The sequence below is a fragment of the Brevundimonas sp. NPDC055311 genome (assembly GCF_053645695.1).
Genome location: NZ_JBSHMV010000002.1, coordinates 540,263 through 558,519, shown reverse-complemented (window position 1 = coordinate 558,519; position 18,257 = coordinate 540,263). Strand labels below are relative to the sequence as shown.

General features: G+C 70.5%; 18 protein-coding genes. 6 read left to right on the top strand and 12 right to left on the bottom strand.

The genetic code is table 11. The features are described from left to right. Positions 1–6 precede the first annotated feature (6 nt). The gene (locus ACWIDZ_RS08510) at positions 7–321 is read left to right on the top strand and encodes a hypothetical protein (RefSeq protein ID WP_453987910.1); all 315 of its coding nucleotides are present in this window, start codon (positions 7–9) and stop codon (positions 319–321) included. Between the two features lie 34 nt (positions 322–355). On the opposite strand, the gene ACWIDZ_RS08505 is transcribed toward ACWIDZ_RS08510, so the two are convergent. Further along, positions 356–691, bottom strand: a complete 336-nt coding sequence (locus ACWIDZ_RS08505) for a GIY-YIG nuclease family protein (protein ID WP_453987911.1) — start codon at positions 689–691, stop codon at positions 356–358. Positions 692–931: 240 nt separating this feature from the next. Beyond that, positions 932–3,517 (bottom strand): ATP-dependent chaperone ClpB, encoded by a 2,586-nt coding sequence (clpB, locus tag ACWIDZ_RS08500; RefSeq protein WP_453987912.1) that lies wholly within the window; start codon positions 3,515–3,517, stop codon positions 932–934. Between the two features lie 185 nt (positions 3,518–3,702). Between clpB and ACWIDZ_RS08495 the strand changes: the two genes are divergently transcribed. The 3 genes from ACWIDZ_RS08495 to ACWIDZ_RS08485 all read left to right on the top strand — a co-directional run bounded on the left by ACWIDZ_RS08495 (position 3,703) and on the right by ACWIDZ_RS08485 (position 8,165). Continuing rightward, positions 3,703–4,335: a LysE family translocator gene (locus tag ACWIDZ_RS08495; protein WP_291782814.1), complete on the top strand. Its 633-nt coding sequence runs from the start codon at positions 3,703–3,705 to the stop codon at positions 4,333–4,335. Between the two features lie 46 nt (positions 4,336–4,381). Then, positions 4,382–6,307: a BCCT family transporter gene (locus ACWIDZ_RS08490; protein WP_453987913.1), complete on the top strand. Its 1,926-nt coding sequence runs from the start codon at positions 4,382–4,384 to the stop codon at positions 6,305–6,307. Positions 6,308–6,512: 205 nt separating this feature from the next. Next, positions 6,513–8,165, top strand: a complete 1,653-nt coding sequence (locus ACWIDZ_RS08485) for a serine hydrolase (protein WP_453987914.1) — start codon at positions 6,513–6,515, stop codon at positions 8,163–8,165. Positions 8,166–8,174: 9 nt separating this feature from the next. Here the strand turns inward: ACWIDZ_RS08485 and ACWIDZ_RS08480 are convergent, their stop codons facing one another. The 8 genes from ACWIDZ_RS08480 to prmC form a co-directional block, all read right to left on the bottom strand. Beyond that, the gene (locus ACWIDZ_RS08480; protein ID WP_453987915.1) at positions 8,175–8,798 is read right to left on the bottom strand and encodes an OmpA family protein; all 624 of its coding nucleotides are present in this window, start codon (positions 8,796–8,798) and stop codon (positions 8,175–8,177) included. A 5-nt stretch (positions 8,799–8,803) separates the two neighbouring features. Then, positions 8,804–9,316: a hypothetical protein gene (locus tag ACWIDZ_RS08475; protein ID WP_453987916.1), complete on the bottom strand. Its 513-nt coding sequence runs from the start codon at positions 9,314–9,316 to the stop codon at positions 8,804–8,806. A 122-nt stretch (positions 9,317–9,438) separates the two neighbouring features. Next, on the bottom strand, positions 9,439–9,843 hold the full coding sequence (locus ACWIDZ_RS08470; RefSeq protein ID WP_291782798.1) for a hypothetical protein: 405 nt from the start codon (positions 9,841–9,843) through the stop codon (positions 9,439–9,441). A gap of 72 nt (positions 9,844–9,915) precedes the next feature. Further along, positions 9,916–10,668, bottom strand: coding sequence for a DUF4893 domain-containing protein (locus ACWIDZ_RS08465; protein WP_453987917.1), 753 nt, complete (start codon positions 10,666–10,668; stop codon positions 9,916–9,918). 74 nt (positions 10,669–10,742) lie between these two features. Further along, positions 10,743–11,450 (bottom strand): DUF4893 domain-containing protein, encoded by a 708-nt coding sequence (locus ACWIDZ_RS08460; RefSeq protein WP_453987918.1) that lies wholly within the window; start codon positions 11,448–11,450, stop codon positions 10,743–10,745. Between the two features lie 112 nt (positions 11,451–11,562). Next, a complete protein-coding gene (locus ACWIDZ_RS08455; RefSeq protein ID WP_453987919.1) occupies positions 11,563–12,924 on the bottom strand; it encodes a hybrid sensor histidine kinase/response regulator in 1,362 nt (453 codons plus the stop codon). 82 nt (positions 12,925–13,006) lie between these two features. Further along, complete coding sequence (locus ACWIDZ_RS08450) at positions 13,007–13,939, bottom strand: DUF4167 domain-containing protein (RefSeq protein WP_453987920.1); 933 nt, start codon at positions 13,937–13,939, stop codon at positions 13,007–13,009. Between the two features lie 291 nt (positions 13,940–14,230). Continuing rightward, positions 14,231–15,139: a peptide chain release factor N(5)-glutamine methyltransferase gene (prmC, locus tag ACWIDZ_RS08445; RefSeq protein ID WP_453987921.1), complete on the bottom strand. Its 909-nt coding sequence runs from the start codon at positions 15,137–15,139 to the stop codon at positions 14,231–14,233. A 78-nt stretch (positions 15,140–15,217) separates the two neighbouring features. On the opposite strand from prmC, the gene ACWIDZ_RS08440 reads away from it, so the two are divergent. After that, positions 15,218–16,486, top strand: coding sequence for a YihY/virulence factor BrkB family protein (locus tag ACWIDZ_RS08440; protein WP_454071127.1), 1,269 nt, complete (start codon positions 15,218–15,220; stop codon positions 16,484–16,486). A gap of 7 nt (positions 16,487–16,493) precedes the next feature. On the opposite strand, the gene recR is transcribed toward ACWIDZ_RS08440, so the two are convergent. Together recR and ACWIDZ_RS08430 are read right to left on the bottom strand one after the other, a co-directional pair. Next, positions 16,494–17,096 (bottom strand): recombination mediator RecR, encoded by a 603-nt coding sequence (gene recR / locus ACWIDZ_RS08435; protein ID WP_291782778.1) that lies wholly within the window; start codon positions 17,094–17,096, stop codon positions 16,494–16,496. Continuing rightward, positions 17,096–17,425 carry a YbaB/EbfC family nucleoid-associated protein gene (locus ACWIDZ_RS08430; RefSeq protein WP_453987923.1) on the bottom strand — a complete coding sequence of 110 codons (330 nt, stop codon included), beginning with the start codon at positions 17,423–17,425 and terminating at the stop codon, positions 17,096–17,098. Before ACWIDZ_RS08430 ends, recR begins: the two co-directional genes overlap by 1 nt. 175 nt (positions 17,426–17,600) lie before the next feature. On the opposite strand from ACWIDZ_RS08430, the gene ACWIDZ_RS08425 reads away from it, so the two are divergent. Then, on the top strand, positions 17,601–18,215 hold the full coding sequence (locus tag ACWIDZ_RS08425) for a malonic semialdehyde reductase (RefSeq protein ID WP_343830307.1): 615 nt from the start codon (positions 17,601–17,603) through the stop codon (positions 18,213–18,215). Positions 18,216–18,257: the final 42 nt, after the last annotated feature.

The window sequence follows — 18,257 nt, the reverse complement described above, 5'->3', positions numbered from 1 at the left end:
GCTTCGATGAGCGCGCAGACCCATTACCTGGCCGTCTTCACCAGCGACAAGACCAGCCCCAAATGGCGGGCTTGGCGCGCCATGAGCGAGGCCGAGCAGGCCGAGACGGCCCGCCTCGGCGTCGCCGCCTGGGAGGAGGCGCACCGCGACTCCATCGTCTTTCAGGGCGGCCCGCTGGGCCCGACCAAACGCATCGACGACGACGGCGCCGTGACCGACGTGGTCAACCTGCTGACCGTCTTCATGGTCGTGCGCGCCGACAGCCACGAGGCGGCGGCCCGCCTGTTCGAGCCACCCGCACATGAACCCCTTCCCCTGTGACGGGGTGGAGGTGATGCCGGTGCTGGGGTGAGGCTCAGTCGGCGCCCGGCGGCGGGGTCCAGTCCGGGTCGGGGAACCAGTCGGCCGCGAGGTCGCGCCAGTCCGGGTTGTCCTTCTCGATCAGGGCCAGCTTCCAGTCGCGCAGCCATTTCTTGATCCGCCGCTCGCGCCGGATCGCATCAAGCATCAGGGCGTGCTGCTCGAACCAGACCAGACGGGTGCAGTCATAGGCGTCGGTGAAGCCGGAAAAGGCGCGCGTCCTGTGCTTCCACACGCGGCTTTCCAGATTGGAGGTCGAGCCGACGTAGAGCGTCCTGTTGCGCCCGCTCGCCATGATGTAGGTCGCGATGAAGGTGCGATGGGTCGCCATACGGCCACGCTATGTCGCTCCCCCTCTTTCGTCATCCTCCGGGCCGCGCGCAGCGCGGAACCGGGGGACCCAGCGGCGCCGAAGGCGATCTAAGGGCGGCCGTCGAGCGTGGATCTTTCGCGCTCCGCGCGCCGCTGGGTCCCCCGGTCAGCGCCGCTTCGCGGCTTGCCGGAGGATGACGAAAGAAAAAAGGGGCCGCAATGATGCGGCCCCTTTCTCGGATCAGCGCTCGAAGGCGCGTCAGTGCACCCGCGCCTTCCCGATCTCCAGCCCGTCGGCGCCCGCGGACACGGCCACCACGCTGCCGTCCTCGATCTCTCCGGCCAGCAGTTTCCTGGCCATCGGGTCGACCAGTTCCTTCTGGATGACGCGCTTCAGCGGCCTTGCGCCGTAGACCGGGTCGTAGCCCTTGTCGGCGAGCCAGGTCAGGGCGCTGTCGTCCAGGGCCAGCGTCAGGCGGCGGTCGGCCATCAGCTTCTCCAGGCGCGCCAGCTGGATGCGGACGATGCCGCCCATCTGTTCGCGGCCGAGGCGGTGGAACAGGATGATCTCGTCGATGCGGTTCAGGAACTCGGGCCGGAAATGGGCGCGGACCTGCTCCATGACCAGGGGGCGAACCGCCTCGACATCCTCGCCCTCGGGCTGGTCGGCCAGATACTGGCTGCCCAGGTTGGAGGTCATGATGATCAGGGTGTTCTTGAAGTCGATGGTGCGGCCCTGACCGTCGGTCAGGCGACCGTCGTCCAGCACCTGAAGCAGCACGTTGAAGACGTCGGGGTGGGCCTTCTCGACCTCGTCGAACAGAACGACCTGATAGGGGCGGCGACGCACCGCCTCGGTCAGGGCGCCGCCCTCGTCATAGCCGACATAGCCCGGAGGGGCGCCGATCAGGCGGCTGACCGAGTGCTTCTCCATGTATTCCGACATGTCGATGCGGGTGATGGCGTTGTCGTCGTCGAACAGGAAGCCGGCCAGCGCCTTGGTCAGCTCGGTCTTGCCGACGCCCGTGGGGCCGAGGAAGAGGAAGCTGCCCAGCGGCTTGTTGGGGTCGTTCAGGCCGGCGCGGGCGCGGCGCACGGCGTCGGAGACGGCGGCCAGGGCCTCGTCCTGACCGACCACGCGGCGACCCAGTTCGTCCTCCATCTTGAGCAGCTTCTCGCGCTCGCCCTCCAGCATCTTGTCGACGGGCACGCCGGTCCAGCGGCTGACCACGGCGGCGATCTGTTCGGCGTCGACGACTTCGGGCGTGAGCGGGGCGGCGACCGCCGCCTGGGACTCTGAATCCGCGAGTTGCTTCTCCAGCTGGGGGATCTGGCCGTAGGCGATCTCGGACGCGCGGCCCAGGTCGCCGGCGCGCTGGGCGGCGGCCAGTTCGAGGCGCAGGCGGTCCAGGGTCTCGCGCACCTGGGCGCCCTGGCCGACCTTGTCCTTCTCGGACTTCCAGCGGGCGGTCATCTCGTCCGACTGGCCCTGCAAGTCGTCGATCTCGTCTTCCAGCTTCTCAAGACGGTGCTGGGAGGCCTGATCGCTCTCCTTCTTCAGGGCCTCGCGCTCGATCTTGAGCTGGACCAGGCGGCGGTCGATCTCGTCCAGGGCCTCGGGCTTGGAGTCGACGGCCATGCGCACGCGGCTGGCGGCCTCGTCGATCAGGTCGATGGCCTTGTCCGGCAGGAAGCGGTCGGTGATGTAGCGGTTCGACAGGGTGGCGGCGGCGACGATGGCGCTGTCGGAGATGCGCACCCCGTGGTGAACCTCATACTTCTCCTTCAGGCCGCGCAGGATCGACACCGTGTCCTCGACGGTGGGCTCGGCGACGAAGACCGGCTGGAAGCGACGGGCCAGGGCCGCGTCCTTCTCGACGTGCTTGCGGTATTCATCCAGCGTGGTGGCGCCGACACAGTGCAGCTCGCCGCGCGCCAGGGCGGGCTTGAGCAGGTTGGAGGCGTCCATCGCGCCGTCGCCCTTGCCCGCCCCGACCAGGGTGTGCATCTCGTCGATGAAGAGGACGATCTGGCCCTCAGCGGCGGCGACCTCGTTCAGCACGGCCTTCAGCCGCTCCTCGAACTCGCCGCGGTATTTGGCCCCGGCGATCAGGGCGCCCATGTCGAGCGCCAGCACCTTCTTGTCTTTCAGGCTTTCGGGCACGTCGCCGTTGACGATGCGCAAGGCCAGGCCTTCGACGATGGCGGTCTTGCCGACGCCGGGTTCGCCGATCAGGACGGGGTTGTTCTTGGTGCGGCGGGCCAGGACCTGAATGGTGCGGCGGATCTCCTCGTCGCGGCCGATGACCGGGTCGACCTTGCCGTCGCGCGCGGCCTCGGTCAGGTCGCGGGCATAGCGTTTCAGGGCGTCGAAGCTGTCCTCGGCGCCGGCGCTGTCAGCGGTCTTGCCCTTGCGGATTTCGGCCACGGCGTCGTCCAGCTTCTTGGCCGTGACTCCCGCGGATTTCAGCGCCTCGGCGGCGGCCCCGCCCTCCTTGGCGATGGCGGCCAGCAGGCGTTCGGTGGTGACGAAGGCGTCGCCCGCCTTCTTGGCGGCCTCTTCGGCGGCGTTGAAGACGCGCGCCAGATCGCCGTCGAGGTAGAGCTGGCCCGAGCCGCCCTCGACCTGGGGCCGCTTCTTCAGCAGGCCTTCGGTGACGGCTTCGGCGGCAGCCGGGTCGCCTCCGGCCTGATCGATCAGCTTGCGAGCCAGGCCGTCGCGCTCCTCGAGCAGCACCTTCAGGAGGTGGTCGGGCGCGAACTGCTGGTGGCGGCGGGCGAGCGCCAGCGACTGGGCGGACTGGACGGCCTGTTTGGCGCGGTCGGAATAGAGGTCGAGATTCATGGCGTTCGGTTTCCCCTCGGGAGGCGGATGTCGACTCAATGCGCCCTTACAGGAAGCGACGCCTTGAGCTGTCGCAAACGAGGTGGGTGTGTCCGATGAGACACGCAAGGGGGACGCCGCCCACGATTGATGCGGCCCCGCGTCCCGGCCTAGCCTGAGCGCAATCAGAGGTTGGTAAAGCGCCGATGCCGTTCCCCGTCGATCCTGCCGTCATCCTGCCGTTTCTGGCGGCGGTCGCGCTGATGGAGCTGACGCCGGGTCCGAACATGGGCTGGCTGGCGCTGGTCTCCCTGTCGCAGGGGCGGGCGGCGGGGCTGGCGGCCGTGGCCGGGATCACCCTGGGGCTGACGCTGTGGATGGTCGCCGCGGCCTTCGGCCTGACCGAGGCGGTGCTGCTGTGGCCCGCCCTCTATCAGGCCATCCGCTGGGCCGGGGTCGGCTTTCTGCTGTGGTTGGCCTGGGACGCGTGGCGCAGCGCCGGCGGCGGCGCCAGCGACGCCCCGGTGCAGATGCGGCGACGCGCCCTGTTCCGGCGCGGCCTGATCGGCAATCTGCTGAACCCCAAGGCGGCCCTGCTCTATGTGGTCCTGCTGCCCGGCTTCATTCGCCCCGCCCAGGGCTCGACCCTGGCGCAGGCCCTGACGCTGGGCGCGCTGCACATCCTGGTCAGCGTCGTCGTCCACGCCACCATCGTGCTGACCGCCGCCCGCGCAGGCGGGGCGCTGCTGACCCGCGCCCAGGGACCGGCGCTGCGCGCCGCCATGGCCCTGGGGCTGATCGCCATCGCCGCCTGGACCGCCTGGGAGACGCGGACCTGAACAAGCCGGAACGAGCTGAAATCCGTATGGAACCATAAGCGTCGCCGTGCGCTTGCGGCCCATGCTGACGACCAAGATGAACCCCCGTGTCTTCTGGGGGGCCAGCGCGATCGCAGGCGGACTGCTGCTGCTCGCCCTGCTGGCGCCCGCCACGTCCGGCCTGCTGTTCGGACGCGCCCAGGCCTGGGTGATCGAGACCTTCGGCTGGTTCTACGTCGCCTCCGTGGCCGGGTTCCTGCTGTTCGCGACCGTGCTGGCCGTCGGGCCGACCGGGCGGCTGAAGCTGGGGCCGGACGACGCCGAGCCGGACTTCCCCTATGTTTCCTGGCTGGCCATGCTGTTCGCGGCGGGCATGGGCATCGGCCTGATGTATTTCGCCGTGGCCGAACCGGTGCAGCACTACATCGCCCCGCCCGAGGCCCAGCCCGGCACCATCGACGCCGCGCGCGAGGCCATGGTCATCACCTATACCCACTGGGGCGTCCACGCCTGGGCCATCTACGCCGTTGTCGGGCTGAGCCTGGGCTATTTCGCGCACCGGAAGGGCCTGCCCCTGACCATGCGGTCCAGCCTCTATCCCCTGCTGGGCAAGCGGGTGAACGGCCCGATCGGCGACATGGTCGACATCTTCGCCATCTGCGGCACCCTTTTCGGCATCGCCACCTCCCTGGGGCTGGGCGTGGCCCAGATGAACTCGGGCCTCAACTACGTCTTCGGCCTGCCCAGCAGCGTCACCATGCAGGTGGCCCTGATCGTCGTGGTCATGGGCGTGGCGACCCTGTCCGTCCTGTCGGGCGTGGACAAGGGGGTTCGGCGTCTGTCGGAGCTGAACCTGGTGCTGGCCGTCTGCCTGATGCTGTTCGTGCTGATCACGGGGCCGACGCTGTTCCTGCTGCGGGCCTATGTGCAGAATTTCGGCCTCTATCTGGATCATTTCTTCGTCCGCACCTTCACCCTCTACGCCTATGAGCCGCGCGCCTGGATGGCGGACTGGACGCTGTTCTACTGGGCCTGGTGGATCGCCTGGTCGCCGTTCGTGGGCATGTTCATCGCCCGCATCTCGCGCGGGCGCACGGTGCGGGAGTTCCTGATCGGCGTGCTGCTGGTCCCGTCGGGCTTCACCTTTTTGTGGATGACGGTCTTCGGCAATACGGCCATGAGCCTGGATCTGGGCGCGGCCGCCGGCGCGATCTCGGACGCCGTCCAGGCGGACCTGTCGACCGCCCTGTTCCGTTTTCTGGAGTATCTGCCGGGGACGGCGATCACCTCGACCCTGGCCATCGCCCTGGTGGCGGTCTTCTTCGTCACCTCGGCGGATTCAGGATCGCTGGTGATCGACACCCTGGCCTCGGGCGGCGTCGAAGACACGCCGCGCTGGCAGCGCATCTACTGGTGCGTGCTGCAGGGGCTGGCGGCGGCCCTGCTGCTGCTGGCGGGCGGGCTGGGCGCCCTGCAGGCGGCGACCCTGGTGGCGGCCCTGCCCTTCGCCGTCATCATGATCCTGGCCTGTTTCGGCCTGGCGCGGCAGATGGGCGCCGACCTGAGGGGCGAGGCCGTCGAGACCGAGGCGGCGCCCTTGCGCGAACAGCTCAAGCGCATCCTGGCCCCCGCCAGCCGCCGCGACATCGACCGCCAGATCGCCCGCCACGGCGCCCCGGCGCTGGAAGAGGTGCGCGCGGCGGTGGCCGCCGAGGGTCTGGAGAACAGCGAGGTCCAGAGCGACGACAACGGCGTCTGGCTGAGGGTCGAGCACGCCAACGGGCGGGACTTCCTGTATCGACTGGGCGCCCGGTCGCGGCCTCGCCCGGCCCTGACCGCGCTGGAGGCGCCCGAAAGCCGCCGCGCCCTGGAATGGCGGCTCAGCGCCGTGACCGGCGACGGCACGCGCCCGCGCGACGTGACCGGCTTCACCCGCGCCCAGATCGTGGCGGACGTGCTGGAGCACCTGCAAAGGTGGCGGCTGGCGGCGTAGGCCGGTCTCGTTCCCGCTCACCCCGGCGGACGCCGGGGCCCAGTAAGAGCCGCGTTCGCAGTATGAACCGTCGCGCCTGAAGCCAAAGCACTGAATCCCGGCGGACGCCGGGATGGGCGGGATGAGCGGGATGAATGGAGGGCGCCCCTTGGCCCGACGGACGGGCGGCGGTAGCGTCGCCGTTCAGTCTTTGGGAGCGTCCTTGATGTCCATCCGCCTGTCGCGCCGCGCGGCGTTGATTTCCTCCGCCGTCGCCGCCACGGGCGCGGCCCTGCCCGCGACCGGCTGGGCCCAGACCAGCGCCGATACGCGCTCCGACGAGGAGATCGCCGCCGCCGCCGACGCCTGGGTGCAGCGCTGCATGGCCGCCTGGCCGGAGCAGCCCGCCGTGTCGCTGGCCCTGGTCCGCGACGGCAAGACGGTGCTGGCCAAGGGCTATGGCGTGCGCCGCCAGGGCAAGGCCGAACCGGCCGACGAACACACCCTGTTCGCCATCGCGTCGAACTCCAAGAACGTCACCGCCGCCTGCCTGGCCATCCTGGTCGACGAGGGCAAGGTGAAGTGGGACGAGCCGATCCGCACCTATCTGCCGGGCTTCACCCTGTCGGACCCGTTGGTGAGCCAGCAGATCACCGTGCGCGATACGCTGAGCCACCGCGCCGGTTTCGGCCTGGGCGCCGGCGACCTGCTGTTCTGGCCCAACAGCGACCGGACGCGCGCGCAGGTGCTGGCCCAGGCCGCCTTCGTGCCGATCGAGGACGGCTTCCGCGAGGACTACGACTACTGCAACCTGATGTTCGTGGTCGCGGGCGCGGTGATCGAAAAGGCATCCGGCCTGTCGTGGGAGGACTTCGTCCAGACCCGCATCTTCGACAAGGTCGGCATGAACGAGAGCGTGCCCCTGGCCCGCCTGGCCGATCCGGCGAAGTCCGCCCTGCCGCACGGACGTGTCGGGCCGCCCCTGCGCTATCAGGGGCCGATGACCCAGATCGCCGAGTCCATCGTCGAGGTGTGGAACTGGGATTCGGCGGCCGCCGCCGGGGGCATCTGCGCCAGCGCTACGGACTGGGCCAAATGGATCGCCGTGCGCCTGAACGAAGGCAGGCTGGCCGACGGGACGCGCTTGTTCTCCGAAGCCGCCGCGCGCGAGATGTACAAGCCCAACATCGTGGTCTCCTCGTCCAACGGACCGACGGCGGAGCTGCCCAATCGGGCCGTCGCCTCGACCTACGCCATGGGGCTGCAGGTGCAGGACTATCGCGGCGAGCGGCTGGTGACCCACGGCGGCGGCTCGCCCGGCGGCATTTCGGCCACGGTGCTGATCCCCGGCCGCAAGATCGGTTTCTCGGTCTTCACCAACGCCGAGGAGAGCTTCCTGCTGCGCGCCCTGCGCTCGGGCCTGTCCGACATCGCCATGAACAAGGTCGACGTCGACTGGATCGCGGATTCGAAAAAGCGCGAGGCCGAAGGGATCGAGAAGTCGCTGAAGGCCGCCGTCGAGATCGACGCCAAACAGGCGGCGGGCGCGGCCCCGTCCCTGCCGCTGGAGGCCTACGCCGGAACCTGGCGCGATCCCTGGTACGGCGACATCGTCATCGAGCCGAAGACCGAGGGGCGCGGCCGCAACCGCAAGTCCGGCCTGTGGCTGCGCTTCACCCACACCCCGGCGCTGCAGGGCTGGCTGGAGCCCTATGACGGCGAGACCTTCCGCACCCGCTTCCCCGACAAGCGCGAGGAAGACGCCTTCGTCACCTTCAGCATCGCCACGGCCAAGCCCGCGACGGCCACGGTCAAGGGCGTCTCGCCGGACATCGACTTCAGCTACGACTATCAGGACCTGCGGCTGACGCGGGTCTGAGGCGGCGGCTCAGGCGCGCGGAATGGCGACCACGACGCGGCGGTTCCTGGCGCGGCCCTCGGGGTCGTCCTGGCCGTCGGTCGTCGCATTGGGCGCTGCGGGTTCGGCCTCGCCGCGCCCCTCGGCGTGCAGGCGATCCGCCGGGACGCCGCCCGACGCCGCGAGCCACTGCGCCACCGCCTCGGCCCGTCGCCTGGAAAGCGCGAGATTATAGGCGTCCTCGCCGACCGCATCGGTATGGCCGACCACGGTGATGCGGCCCGATCCCGCCTGAGCAGCCAGTTCGGCCGTGCGACGCAGCGCCGCTTCCGCCTCCGCCGTCAGCCGGGCGGAATCGAAGGCGAACAGCACGTCTGACGCCAGTTCGACAATGGTCTGCGTCTCGGTCTGGCGCATGGCGAAGCCGCTGATCCGGCCGGTGAGGCCGCTGACCTGACCGGTCAGGCGAGCGCCGCCGCCCAGGGCGCCGTTCTGGGCGCCGGTCCCCGCCGTCGACGGCGTGACGGGGTTAGCCTCAGCCTGCGGCGAGGGCGTCGGCGCGGCGGCGGGCGACGGGCCAGACTCGTCGGACCGCTCGCCGGAACAGGCGGCCAGAGCCGCGACCAGCCCCGTCGCCGCGGCGGCGACGCGCACTCGCCTCACCGCTGCACCGGCACGCCGTCAAACGGACTGACATCGGGCATGTTCAGGGAGATGGTGGCGCTGTCGGCGGGCGGCGCTGGGAATTTGAACCAGATGATCGCCGGCTTGTCCCGCCCGGTGCTGACGCCGATCCGCCCGCCTGAGAGCGGCGCGGCCATCCACTTCTTCTCCTCGTCCTGCAACACGCCGTAGCGCTGCGAGGTGGCGTCGTCGATGACGCTGACGTCGCTGATGTTGAAGAACCACTGGGAGACCGCTTCGCCGGGCGGCGGCGTGTAGCGCAGCTCCACCGTCAGGATGGAGCCCGTGACCTGGACCCGCGTCAGGTCCACGGTCGACCCTCGAGGGCCTGGCGAGGAGCGGAGCGCCGCCGCCGCCGGAGGAGGAGCCGGAGACGCCGCGACCGTCGGGGATGGCGCCGTTTCAGGCGCGGCGGCTGCGGGCGGCGGCGCCGCGTCCTCGGCCTTCTCGGCCTGACCCTGACCACACGCCGCCAGAGCCGGCATCATGAGTCCGAGAAGAACGGGCAGGCCCCGTACTGACGGCCGCAACTTCATGAAACATCCCTTCCTTCAATCGTTCGTGATCGACAGAAGGCCTGAGCGGCGCACCCGGTTCCGTCGCCTTCGACCTAACGGGTCGCCGGGCGCCGCCCCGCCTCGAGGATCGGCATCCCGGCCTCGGTGGGGATGTAGATGGTCTGGCGGCCTTCCTTGCCGGCCGTCTCCTGCAGCATGTTGATGTAGGACCAGCGCAGATAGGCCTCGGGGCCGCCCAGGGCCTCGGCCATGATGCGGTTGGCCTCATTGGCGCCCTTGGCGCGCTCGATCTCGGCCTGGGCGGTCAGCTTGGCGGCGTCCAGGGCGGCCTGGGCCTCCAGCACGCGGATGCGGCGATTCTGCACCGCCTCCTCATAGGCGGCGCGCCCGGCCATCTGCTTGGTATAGACGTTGTAGGTCGGGAAGCCGATCAGCACGACCGCCAGGACGACGGCGATGGCGATGATGGATCCGAGCGTGAGGCCGACGCCGCGCATGCGCGTGCTCCCGAATTAAGGCGAGGAAAGCGCACAGGGTGACGGGCGCGGCCCCGCCCGGTCAAGCCGCGATCAGCGCGTCAGCTCCAGAATGTCGAGCTTGGATTCCTGCTTAGGGAAGGGAATGACCAGGCGCCAGCGCTGGGGTCCGATGCGCTCGAACACGCCCAGCTGGTCGCGCTCGGCCCGGGCGCCGTAGGCCGGGAAGCCGGTCTCGTCGCCCCAGGCCTGGGCGCCGACGTAGACCAGGCGCCGGTCGGTGTCGGGATAGAGCAGGCCGCGCGTGCGCTGGCTGCCCGTGGTCTTCTCCAGGATCAGGTCGCCGCCCGGCGTCAGTTCGACGCGGCAGCGGAAGGCGGGATAGGCGACGTAGGCCAGCCCCCCTGAACCGCCCTGGCCGGAATCGCGCGCGCCCAGCTTGATGGTCCGGCACCGGTAGTCGCCCGGCGGGGGTTGAAGACGGCCGGCCTGGCCGGCGTTGGGGTCGACCAGGACGCCGAGGGATTCCACCTCATCGGCGAAGCCCCGTTCCTCGGCCTCGGCCCGAGCCAGGCGCCAGGCCTGATCGAGACGACCCAGAAGGCTGGCGTCGGCGGGCGTGGCCACCGCGCGCCAGTCGTCGCCCCCGCCCTGCTCGCCCGGAGACGGGGTCGCGGCCGGCGCCTCGGGCGCGGGCGCGGGAGCCTCAGGGGCCGCCTCGACGGGGGCCGGCGCGGGCGAGGCCGGCGCAGGCGAGGCCGGCCGATCGGGCGCGGCGGCGCGATCGCAGCCGGTCAGGGCGGCGGCGCTGAGAATGACGACGGCGCAGGCGGGTCCGAGGCGCATGGGAGTCTCCAACATCATCCCCTCCTAACGGCCGGGAACGGCGACGGTTCAGCGCGCCCGTTCAGCGCCCCTGTTCAGCGCGAAGGCGTCGCGGGGACCAGCTCCAGCAGATCGAGGTTGGATTCCGTCGCCGGCCAGGGCGTGACCAGGCGCCAGCGGGCCTCGCCGACGCGCTCCAGCACCCCGACCATGTCGCGTTCCGGGCGTTGGCCATAGCTGCGCGCGGTCGGTTCGGACGCCAGGGCCATGGAGCCCAGGAAGACCATCTCGCGGTCGTTCTCGGGGAAGAGCAGGCCCGCCGGACGCTGGGAGCCCGTGCGCTTGACCAGCTTCAGCCCGGCCGGGGTCTGTTCGATGCGGCAGGCGAACCAGCCGTAGACCACATAGCCCAGGCCGCCTTCGTCGCCCTGGGACCCCAGCTTGACGGTGCGGCAGCGGTAGGCGCCGGGCGGCGGAGCGACGCCGGGACGACCGGCGTCAGGATCGACCAAGGCGCCCAGGGCCGTCAGGTCGCCCGAGCCGGGCTGACGCCGGGCCTGCTCCAGCGCCAGGGTCCAGGCGGCGGCGCGGCGCTGGTAACGATCGCGGTCAGCCGGGGTGATGACGCCGCGCCAGTCGTCCAGCACGACGCCGACCGGCGCCTCGGGCGCCGGCGGAACGGGCGGCGGCGCCGGAGGCGGCGGCGGAGGCGGCGGCGTCGTGGCGCAGGCCGCCAGGGCCGCCGCAGCCAGGGCCGGGCCGACCCAGGCCTTGAACAGGGGCGTCAGAGGTCGGTTCGGCATAGGCGGCATCTCGGTCTTCTCACGCGACGAGGATCGAAAGCCCCGTTTCTCTTAGGAAGCCGCCATGAGGCGCGGCGTCAACCCCGCCCGTCGTCGCGACCGCGTGAGGTCGTCAGGCGCGCATCGCCGTTTCGGGCGGGGAAGAGGGCGTCAGAAGTCGCGCCAGGGCCCCCGCAAGTTCGGATAGGGCGACCGGCTTGGTCAGGTATTCGGCGAAGCCCGCCGCCTGGGCGCGGCCCACCCAGTCCGGGTCGACCGCCGCCGACAAGGCCAGGACGGGCAGGTCGCGGGTCAGGGGCTCCTCGGCCAGGGCGGTCTTGACGGACAACCCCTCGGCGCCGTGCAGATCGAGGTCGAGAACCACGGCGTCGGGCTGCAGATCGCGCGCCAGATCCGTCCCCTCCTGCGCGGTGGCGGCGACGTGAAGCTGGATCGGGCCCAGGGCGTGCAGCAGCCGACGCATCAGGGCGACGGCGGCCGGGTCCTCGGCGATGTAGAGCAGGATGGCGTTCGGCAGGCGCGGCAGGGGCGGGGCGGCCTGAAGCTGGGGACGAGGGGCGGCCTGCGGCTCGGAGGGCGACGCAGCGGGCAGACGCAGGGTGAAGGCCGCCCCCTCGCCCTCGCGGCTCTCGACCGCCAGGTCGCCGTTCATGGCGGCCGCCAGACGACGCGCGGCGGCCAGGCCGACGCCCGCGCCGTCGGTCGAGGCCGCCGGCCGTCCGCGCGGGACGAAGGGGTCGAACAGAGACTTGATCCGGGCGGGCGACAGGCCCGGCCCCGTGTCGCGCACGGTGATCCAGACCTCGTGGTCGACGCGGCGTCCCTCGATCAGGGCGATCCCGCCCGGCCGGTTGTGCTGGACGGCGTTGCCGATCAGAGCGGTCATCACCTGGTCGAGGGCGCGCGCCTCGGCCTGAACGGTCAGACCGGCCTGGAACGGCGGCGGGCGCAGATCGACCCCCGCCGCCCGAGCCTGATCGACCAGGGCCTGGCAGATGCGGCGCGCGACCAGCAGAGGGTCCAGACGCTCGGAGGCCGCCGCACCCGCAGAGGCGGCGCCGGCGAAGACGGTCAGGCCCTCGACCAGGGTCCGCAACCGGACCGCCGCCTCGCGAATCTGATCGACGGCCTGGGCCTGGCGATGGCTGAGGGGGTCGTTGACGGCGTTGATCCGCAGCAGGTCGGCGAAACCGAGAACGGCGTCCAGGGGGCCGCGCATCTCGCGACTGGCGGCGCTCAGCAAGGCGGCGTGGGTGCGTCGGCCGGCGGCCTCGACCGCCTGGGCCCGCAGCAGGCGCGCCTCGACGTCGCACACCGCGCCCTCCAGATCGACGATGCGGCGTCGGGCGACGGCGGCCTGACGGTCATGCAGCCTCTGTGCCGCGCCTATGCGCCCGTGGGCGCCGATCGACAGCCTGACGCCGGCGATCCCCGTCGCCAGACCGAGGGCGACCGCCAGTAGAACGAATTCCATCACACGTCCTCCCGATGGCTCGAGAGTGACGTGCAACTGGTTGCATTAATATGAACGCACCTGTCTAGGTTGCGATCACGCCCTATTCGTCGTCGGCGACCGCCTCGGCCTTGCGGCGCGGACGGCGGGTGCGCGGGGCGGGCGTTTCGTCGCTCGGCGCGGCGTCTTCGATCGCCGTGGGGCGAGTCAGGAAGCCCGGCAGGGCCGCCGCGGAGTCATCGGCGGCGGCCGGAGCAGCGGCGGCGGCGCGCGGACGACGCGTGCGCGGAGCCTTGGCGACGGGTTCATCGCCGGCGTCGGGCGCGACATCGGCCGAGGGCGCGTCGGCTGCGTGATCGGCGACGTCAGGCGCGGCGGCTTCGGGAGCGGGCTCGCCGAACGGACGGCCCTCGTCCTGGACCGTCGCGGCGTCGTCGCTGGAGGCGTCGTCGGACTCGCCGTTCTCAAAGCGGCGATTGCGCTCCTCGCGGCGGCGCTCCCAGCGCTCGCGGCGGGATTCGCGACGGCCGCCCTCGCGGTTGTCGCCGTCGCCGTTTTCACGCGGTTCGCGCGGTTCGCGTGCTTCTCTGGGCTCGCGCGGTTCGCGATCGCGGTTGGCGTCGCGCTCGGCGCGTTCGGCCTGACGGCGGGCCTCTTCCTCGACCCGGCGCTCCTCGGCCTGCTGGGCGGCGATGATGGCGGCCGCCTGGGCGCCCGACTCGTCCTCGAAGTCGATGTCGAAGCCCTGGCCCGCCTGTTCGCGCTGGGCGATCTCGCTGACCGAGCGCTGCGGCTGAAGGGCGCGCAGGACGCGGAAATAGTGTTCGGCGTGCTGGGTGTAGTTCTCGGCCAGAACGCGGTCGCCGGCGGCCGCGGCGTCGCGCGCCAGCTGCATGTAGCGTTCGTAGACGGTCTGGGCGTTGCCCCGGACCTTGATGTTCTCGGGACCTTGCGAGTCCCAGGAACGGTTCGGATTGGTCGCGTTGGCGTTATTGCCGCCGCCGGGCTTACGGTTGCGTCCGCGTTGACGCTTCATGCCCTTGAAATCTCTCATCGGAGCTTACCGTGCTGGTGCGGGCCGCCGTCGAAGAAAACGGGCGGGACCCTGTTCGTCGTTCCGTTCGTTCGGGGCCTATCCCCGGTGCGATCTGTTCGGAAAACCGTGCGTTCCCCGTGGTCCGCCACGTCCGTCTTAGGGGCGCGACCGTCACTGAACTCCGACGCGCTTGTTCAGGCGAACCGGCCCGAAAAGGATGCGTTTGAGTGGGGAACACCACGGACTTAGCGCGCAGCGAGACGCTTTCCAAGGGTTTTTATCGCCGCAGACTTATTGAACGGGACCTTCGACCTCGGGGATGGGTCCGACGCGCGGGTCCGGGCCGTTGGTGACGACGCGGTCGCGGTTCGACAGATCCTGAACCACCTTGACGTCGGTGAAGCCCGCCGCCTCGAACAGGGCCTTGACCGCCTGGCCCTGATCCCAGCCGATCTCGACGGCGAAGACGCCTTCGGGACGCAGGATGCGGGCGATCTCGGGCGCCAGGTCGCGATAGGGCTGCAGCCCGTCCGGGCCGCCGTCCAGCGCCAGATGCGGGTCGTGCTCGCGCACCTCGGGGTCCAGGCCGGCGATGTCGCCGGTCGGGATGTAGGGCGGGTTGGACACCACCAGGTCGAAGCTGGCGTCGGCGAAGCCCGCCGCCCAGTCGGTGCGCATGAAGGTGCAGCGGTTGTTCAGGTCGAGATTGGCCGCGTTCTCGCGCGCCACGGCGATGGCTTCGGTCGAGATGTCGGTGCCGACGCCGCGCGCGCCGCGCCGCTCGGCCAGGGCGGCCAGCAGGATGGCGCCCGAGCCCGTACCCAGGTCGGCCATCTCGAAGGTCGAGTTCGGCGGGAAGGCGCGGACGATGACGTCCACCACCGTCTCGGTGTCGGGGCGCGGGCTGAGCACGTCGGGGGTGACGTTCAGCATGATCTTCCAGAAGCCCTTGCGCCCCAGGATGCGCGACACCGGCTCGCGGCGCAGGCGGCGGTCCACCATGGAGTCCAGCGCCAGGGTTTGCTCAGGACTGAGCGCACGATAGGGATCGTTCAGGATATCGACGCGGCCCGCTCCGGTCGCCGCCTCAAGCATCAGGCGCGCGTCGATGGAGGGGCTGTCGATGCCGGCGGCCTTCAGGCGCGCCTGGGCGCCTTTCCAGGCGGTCAGCAAGGTCGGTTGGGTGTTCTGATCAGGCATTCTCGCTGATTGGGGTCTGTAACGCATGATTTCAAGACGGAACGGCCCGACAGCGTGGCCGTTGAAGGGCGAATGGGGATGAAACCACAGTCCAGTCATCGCGCCTCGCGCGCCGGAAAACGTCGTGCTGCGCGGGGATCACACGGCGCGGCGGGCGGACTGCTGCGCTATCTGGCCGCCGCCACGGGCGGGTTGGCGACGGGCGCGACGGCGGCGCACCTGCTCTACACCCAGGGCCACCGCTTCGGCCTGGAGCTGCGGCCCGAGCGGCCCGAGCCCCTGCCCCCGCGCGATCCCACGCCCGAGGACTATGACGCGGACGAGCCCGGCCGGGGCCGCCTGGCGCGCCGCCCGCTGGAGATACCGCACAAGGGCTGGGTCGACATCCTGTGGCGCACGGTCATGGGCTATTTCGGCGACCGCGTCGGCTTCGTCGCCGGGGGCGTGACCTTCTTCATGCTGCTGGCCCTGTTCCCGACGCTGGGCGCCTTCGTCACCATCTACGGCCTGTTCGCCGATCCGGCCGACGCCTGGGGACAGCTGAGCTTCCTCTATGAGGTGCTGCCCGCCAATGTGGCCCAGTTCCTGGGGACGGAGATGACGCGGCTGGCGGGCAATTCGACCGGCCAGCTGACCTTCACCCTGGTCTGGACCCTGCTGCTGACGCTGTGGGCGGCCAACGGGGGGGTCAAGACCCTCTTCTACGGACTGAATCTCGCCTATCACGAGGTCGAGCGGCGCAACATCGTCGTCTACAACCTGATGTGCATGGGCTTCACCGTCTCGGCCATGGCGGCGGTGCTGCTGAGCTCGGCCCTGGTGGTGGGCGTGCCGGTGGTGCTGGCGGTGTTCGGCCTGCAGGACGAGTGGGCCTATCTGGCGCCGCTGCGCTGGCCGCTTCTGTTCTTCGGCTATGTCGGGGCGCTGGCCCTGATCTATCGGCTGGGGCCGAGCCGGTCGCGGGCGCGCTGGCGCTGGCTGACGCCGGGAGCCCTGTTCGCGGCCAGCCTGAGCCTGCTGGTGTCCTTCCTGTTCAGCTGGTTCCTGACCACCTTCGTGCGCACCGATTCCTACGGCCCGCTGGCGGCGGCCATGGGCTTCCTGCTGTGGACCTGGTTCTCGGTGCAGGTGATCCTGATGGGCGCCCGGCTGAACGCCGAGATCGAGCACCAGACCGCGCTGGACACCACCACGGGCGCGCCCCTGCCGATCGGCGAGCGCGGGGCGGTGATGGCCGATTCGGTCGGCCCCCGGCGCGGCAATCCCGCGGCCCTGGCCTTCACCCTGAAATACGCCGAGGCGCTGGGCGACCGGGTGATGCGGCGGCGCATGAAGAAGCAGCGCTAGGCGCTCGCTAGGCCGGGCGGCGCGCCCGCAGGGCCTGGATGATGGTGCCGTCGTCCAGCCAGTCCAGCTCGCCGCCGACGGGGACGCCGCGCGCAAGCGAGGTGACCTGCACCCCCGCCGCCGACAGGCGCTCGGCCAGGTAGTGGGCCGTGGTCTGGCCGTCGACGGTGGCGGGCAGGGCCAGGACCACTTCCTTCGCCTCTCCGCCTTTCGCCCGGCCGATCAGTTCGGCGATGCGAAGTTGTTCGGGGCCGACGCCGTCCAGCGCCGACAGCAGGCCGCCCAGGACGTGATACTTGCCGCGAAAGGCGCCCGAGCGCTCCATGGCCCACAGGGCGCCGGCCTCCTCGACTACGCAGATCAGGGCGTTGTCGCGGGTCTGATCCGAACAGACCGAGCAGGGGTCGCGCGTATCGGGCGAACCGCAGACCGAGCAGTTGACCACCTTGTCCGCCGTCTCGGCCAGCGAGGCCGCCAGCGGGACCAGCAGTTGCTCGCGGCGCTTCAGCAGGGCGAGCGCCGCGCGCCGGGCCGAGCGCGGGCCCATGCCCGGCAGCTTGGCCAGCAGGCTGATGAGCCGTTCGATTTCCGGCCCGGCGGAGGCGGCCATCAGAAGAGTTTCGGCATTCCGGGGATGTTCATCCCGGCCATCGGCCCGGCGGCCTCGCGCATCAGGGCGTTGTTGACCTCGTCCAGCTTGCGCTTGGCGTCGGCGTGAGCGGCGACGATCAGGTCGGCCAGGATCTCGCCCTCGCCGGGGGTCATCAGGCTGTCGTCGATCTTCACCGAAGTGATCTCGCCGGGGCCTTTCAGAGAGATGGTCACAAGGCCGCCGCCCGAGGTGCCCTCGGCGGTGGATTCGGCCATTTTCGCCTGGGCGTCCTGCAGCTTCTGCTGCATCGCCTGGGCCTGCTGCATCAGGGCGTTGAGGTCTTTCATGAGCCCTAGATAGGGCCAAGCGCCGCGCGGCTCCAGACCCTGGCGAAGAAAGCCTGTCGCGCTCGCCTCCCTGCACATTCGTCACAAAATCGGTTGCCGATCCCTTGACGGCGACGACTCCCAAAACTAATTAGCCACCATTGAAGTTACCAATCAGTTTTCTGGAGAAGCCCTGATGGCCTTTGACGCCCTTCCCGCCCGCGACCTTCCGGTTTCCGACGCCGTTCTGGCCCAGCTGTTCACCGAGGCGCGCACGCGCAACGGCTGGAGCGACCGGCCCGTGTCCGAAGACCTGATCCGCAAGCTCTACGACCTGACCAAATTCGGCCCGACGGCGGTCAACATGACCCCGGCCCGCTTCGTCTTCATCACCTCGCCCGAGGCCAAGGCCCGGCTGTCGACGCACATGGCCGAAGGCAACCGCGCCAAGACCCTGGCCGCGCCGGTCAATCTGATCATCGCCCAGGACATCGACTTCCACGAGACCCTGCCCAAGCTGTTCCCGCACGCGCCGGGCGCCCGCGACTGGTTCCCGGAAGAGGCGGGCCGCCGCGAGGCCGCCTTCCGCAACGCCTCGCTGCAGGGCGGCTATCTGACCATCGCCGCGCGCGCCCTGGGTCTGGACGTGGGTCCGATGTCGGGCTTCGACGCCGCGGGGGTGAAGGCCGAGTTCTTCCCCGACAGCAATGTCGAGCCGAACTTCATCATGAACCTGGGCTACGGCACGGACGAGAACCTGTTCCCCCGCTCGCCCCGCCTCGACTTCGAGGAAGCGGCCCAGATCCTGTAAGACTCCCGCCGCAAGGCCCGCGCCCTCGGGCTTGCCCCGAGG